The 4516-nt window shown below is 68.0% G+C and carries 4 protein-coding genes; 1 reads left to right on the forward strand and 3 read right to left on the reverse strand.

Annotated elements, in window-relative coordinates; all coding sequences use genetic code 11:
• The 3 genes from ABT300_RS41695 to ABT300_RS41705 all read right to left on the reverse strand — a co-directional run.
• Positions 1–583, reverse strand: a 583-nt coding sequence (locus ABT300_RS41695) for an amino acid ABC transporter ATP-binding protein (RefSeq protein ID WP_351687740.1), incomplete at its 3' end; no start/stop codon positions are given.
• Positions 580–1548 (reverse strand): amino acid ABC transporter permease, encoded by a 969-nt coding sequence (locus ABT300_RS41700; RefSeq protein WP_351687742.1) that lies wholly within the window; start codon positions 1546–1548, stop codon positions 580–582. The genes ABT300_RS41700 and ABT300_RS41695, both read right to left, overlap by 4 nt.
• 39 nt (positions 1549–1587) lie before the next feature.
• On the reverse strand, positions 1588–2550 hold the full coding sequence (locus tag ABT300_RS41705) for an ABC transporter substrate-binding protein (protein ID WP_319278613.1): 963 nt from the start codon (positions 2548–2550) through the stop codon (positions 1588–1590).
• Between the two features lie 636 nt (positions 2551–3186).
• Between ABT300_RS41705 and ABT300_RS41710 the strand changes: the two genes are divergently transcribed.
• Positions 3187–4416, forward strand: a complete 1230-nt coding sequence (locus ABT300_RS41710; RefSeq protein ID WP_319278612.1) for an NAD(P)-dependent malic enzyme — start codon at positions 3187–3189, stop codon at positions 4414–4416.
• Positions 4417–4516: the final 100 nt, after the last annotated feature.

Here is a 4516-nt window from a genome sequence, read left to right on the forward strand (position 1 = left end):
GGTCGCGCTTGACGTCGAGGACGTCGCCGACCAGCTCCGGGTCGAGGGCCGAGGTCGGCTCGTCGAACAGCATCAGCTTCGGGTCCATCGCCAGCGCGCGGGCGATGGCGACGCGCTGCTGCTGGCCGCCGGAGAGCTGGGAGGGGTAGTTGCCCGCCTTGTCGGCCAGGCCGACCCGGTCCAGCAGCTCCCGCGCCCGCTCCCGGGCCTTCGCCTTGCTGACGCCCTTGACCTGCACCGGGGCCTCGATCACGTTCTCCGCCGCCGTCATGTGCGGGAACAGGTTGAACCGCTGGAACACCATGCCGATGTCCCGGCGCTTCAGCGCGACCTCGCTGTCCTTGAGCTCGTACAGCTTGTCGCCCTTCTGGCGGTAGCCCACCAGGTCCCCGTCGACGTACAGCCGGCCGGCGTTGATCTTCTCGAGGTGGTTGATGCACCTCAGGAACGTCGACTTGCCGGAGCCGGACGGGCCGATGAGGCAGAACACCTCGCCGTTCTTGACCTCCAGGTCGATGCCCTTGAGGACCTCGACCGCGCCGAAGGACTTGTGGACGCCCTCGGCCTTCACCATCGCGGTCATGCCGCACCCCTTTCGCGGCCGATCGAGAACAGGTTCGCCCGGATCTTCTGGAAGACCGTGGGCGGCAGGCTACGACTCGAACCGCGGGCGTAGTAGCGCTCCAGGTAGTACTGGAAGACGCTGAAGACGCTGGTCATGACCAGGTACCAGATGGAGGCGACGAACAGCAGCTCCATCACGGCGAACGACGAGGAGCCGATCACCGACGTCGAGCGCAGCAGCTCGTTGTACGTCACCACGTACACCAGCGACGAGGTCTTCAGCATGTTGATGAACTCGTTGCCGGTCGGCGGCACGATGACCCGCATCGCCTGCGGGATGACGATCCGGCGCAGCGTCTTGCCGTGGCTCATGCCGAGCGCGTGGGCCGCCTCGGTCTGACCCTCGTCGACGGCCAGCAGGCCGGCCCGGCAGATCTCGGCCATGTACGCGGCCTCGTTGAGACCCAGGCCGAGCAGGGCGCACATGAACGGCGTCATGACGTCCGTCATCTCGTCCTTGTAGATCGGACCGAGGTTCAGCATCGGGAAGATCAGCGCCAGGTTGAACCACATCAGCAGCTGCACGTACACCGGGGTGCCGCGGAAGAACCAGATGTACAGCCAGGCGACCGTGCTGGTCACCGGGTTCTTCGACAGCCGCATCACGGCCAGCAGCACGCCCAGGACGACGCCCAGCACCATGGACAGGATGCTGATCAGCAGGGTGCGCCCGGCGCCCGCGATCACGGTCGAGTCGAACAGCTGGTCGCCGACCGTGTCCCACTGGATGTCGCCGTGGGCGAAGGCGTTGACCAGCAGCCCGAGCAGCGCGATGACGATCACGGCGCTGACCCAGCGGCCGTAGTGGCGCACCGGGATCGCCTTGATGGCCTCCGGCGGACCGGAGAACGCCGCGTCCTTGGCGACCGGCGGGGTGTCCTCGGGTGGTGCGCCCGCGGAGGACTTGTCGAGCTTGTCAGTCATGGGGACTGCCCTTCGAAGACTTCAGGAGGTGCGGGGTGATCACTTGCCGCCGTTGATCGCGGCAGCCTTGATCGCGCCGCTCTCGGCGCCCCACTTCTCCAGCACCTTCTGGTAGGAGCCGTCCTTGATGATCGCGTCGACGGCCTCCTTGAGGGCGTCGCGCAGCTGGGTGTTCTTCTTGTCGACGACGATGCCGAAGGGAGCGGCCTCGTACTGCTCGTCGAGCACCTCGAAGGTGTTGCCGTTGCCGGCCTTGCGTGCCATGTCCACGGCGACCGGGTAGTCGTTGACGCCGGCCACGGCGCCGCCGGACTTCACGCGGGTCTGCGCCTCGGTGTCGTTCTCGAAGGACTCGATCTTGAGGGCCTTCTTGCCGCCGTCCGTGCACTTCTTGGACTGCGCCTGCAGGGCCTCCTCGTAGGTGGTGCCCCGCTGCACCGCGACCGTCTGACCGCACAGGTCGTCCATGGTCTTGACGCCCTTGGGGTTGCCCTTCTTGACGTAGATGGCCGTGCCGGCGGTGAAGTAGTCGACGAAGTCGACGCCCTCGCCCAGCTTCTTGCCCTTGTCGTCCAGGCCCTCCTGGCGCTGCTTGTTGTCCGTGATGGACGACATGGCGACGTTGTAGCGGCCGGTGTTGACCGCGGTGATCAGGGTGTCGAAGCCGCCCGAGGTGAACTGGAAGTCGACGCCGAGCTGCTTGCCGAGCGCGGCGGCGATGTCCGGGTCGACGCCCACGATCTTGCCGCCCTCGACGGACTCCATCGGGGCGTACTCGGCGTTGGTGCCGACCTTGATGACACCCGCCTTCTGGATGTCGGCCGGCAGCTTCGAGAAGAGCGGGCCCTTGTCGGAGCCGGTGGACGACTCGGAGGAGCTTCCGCCGCTGTTGGTCTGGTCCCCGCAGGCGGTGAGCAGCAGTGCGCCCGCGACCGCGAGGGATCCGACCGCTGCCAGGCGGGTGCGCGCGGCGGTCGTGGTTCGGGTGGAGCGTGCGGTCATGGTGGGTTCCTCCGGCGGATGGATGGAGATGCCGATGGCGCGACACAGCCGAGGGGCCGACCATGCCGTTGGGTCGACGAGAACACACACCATCGGGTGTCGCGACCTCGTGTGATGACGGCATCTTGCCATTCGGACGACGCCATTCAGGGGGCCAGCCATGTCAAAATCGGATAACGGGCGACCCCCGAACCGTCTCAGTCCGGTACATCACGACCGGACGGAGCCGGACCATCTGCGGGAATCCCCCGTTCCGGCCGAAAAATCTCCGGTTCCTCCCGCAGGGAGATCATCGCGGCGCCTTGCGTGCGCCCACTTGCTTACTTGTCGAGGCATTGTCAAGAGGACCCGCGGAAACTGGTGCGTCCCCCCGCATGAGTCATGTCACTCGTGGTGGCCCACTGTCGAAGGTCCACATACCGAGCGGTGTGACCTTGCACCGAATGGACTCGTCGGCTGTGGTCCCCGTCCGGTAAGAAGGTTCTTCACACCCCTCATCCGGGGCTCAGGGCGCGTGTGCGGCGCGCCCGACGCGCAGGCGCCCGTACGCATCACCTCGGCTCCGCGCGATGCCCGCCCACTTCTCAATCAGGAGTGGCCACCCTCAAACCATGCAGACCTAAGGGGTAAGACACAGTGGCAGCGGAGATCGTCAATCCTCGCAGCGAGAGCGCCGACGGAACGGGCCAGGAGGGCGGTGCGGAGCCCCTCGACTCGTTCGACCCGGTGTTCGCGCTGCACCGTGGTGGAAAGATGGCCGTGCAGGCCACCGTCCCGATCCGCGACAAGGACGACCTGTCCCTCGCCTACACGCCCGGCGTCGCTCGCGTGTGCACCGCGATCGCGGAACAGCCGGACCTGGTGAACGACTACACGTGGAAGTCGTCCGTGGTCGCGGTCGTGACCGACGGCACTGCCGTGCTCGGGCTCGGCGACATCGGCCCGGAGGCGTCCCTCCCGGTCATGGAAGGCAAGGCGATCCTGTTCAAGCAGTTCGGCGGTGTCGACGCGGTCCCGATCGCGCTCGCCTGCACGGACGTGGACGAGATCGTCGAGACGGTGGTGCGCCTCGCGCCCTCGTTCGGCGGAGTCAACCTGGAGGACATCTCGGCGCCGCGGTGCTTCGAGATCGAGCGCCGGCTCCAGGAAGAGCTCGACATCCCGATCTTCCACGACGACCAGCACGGCACGGCGATCGTGACGCTGGCGGCGCTGCGCAACGCGGCGCGGCTGAGCGGGCGCGGCATCGGCGAGCTGCGGGCGGTCATCTCCGGCGCCGGGGCGGCCGGCGTCGCCATCGCCAGGATGCTCATCGAGGCGGGCATCGGGGACGTCGCGGTCGCCGACCGCAAGGGCATCGTCTCGGCGGACCGGAGCGACCTGACCGACGTCAAGCGCGAGCTGGCCGGGTTCACCAACAAGGCCGGGCTGAGCGGTTCGCTCGAGCACGCGCTGGCCGGCGCCGACGTGTTCATCGGCGTCTCCGGCGGCACCGTGGCCGAGGACGCGGTGGCCTCGATGGCGAAGGGCGCGTTCGTCTTCGCCATGGCCAACCCGAACCCCGAGGTGCACCCGGACGTCGCCCACAAGTACGCGGCGGTCGTCGCGACCGGGCGGTCGGACTTCCCCAACCAGATCAACAACGTGCTGGCGTTCCCCGGGATCTTCGCCGGCGCGCTGCAGGTGCGGGCGTCGCGGATCACCGAGGGCATGAAGCTCGCGGCGGCCGAGGCGCTGGCGGGGGTCGTCGGCGACGATCTGGCGGCGGACTACGTGATCCCGTCGCCGTTCGACGAGCGGGTCGCTCCCGCGGTGACGGCGGCGGTGGCGGCGGCTGCTCGGGCCGAAGGGGTCGCTCGTCGCTGACGTGCGCCTTCGAATGGTCCCGTCCGGGAGGGCGGGGCCATTTTTCTGGCCCGCCCACCCGCCCGCCCGTTCGGGTGATGACTGGGTCGCCGTTTCCGAG

This window comes from Streptomyces sp. NPDC001027 (genome assembly GCF_040299045.1).
Taxonomy (GTDB): Bacteria; Actinomycetota; Actinomycetes; order Streptomycetales; family Streptomycetaceae; genus Streptomyces.

Excerpts from the sequence above, each read along its gene's own strand:
- ABT300_RS41700 (WP_351687742.1), bottom strand. The coding sequence starts at position 1,548 with ATGACTGACAAGCTCGACAAGTCCTCCGCGGGCGCACCACCCGAGGAC.
- ABT300_RS41705 (WP_319278613.1), bottom strand. The coding sequence starts at position 2,550 with ATGACCGCACGCTCCACCCGAACCACGACCGCCGCGCGCACCCGCCTG.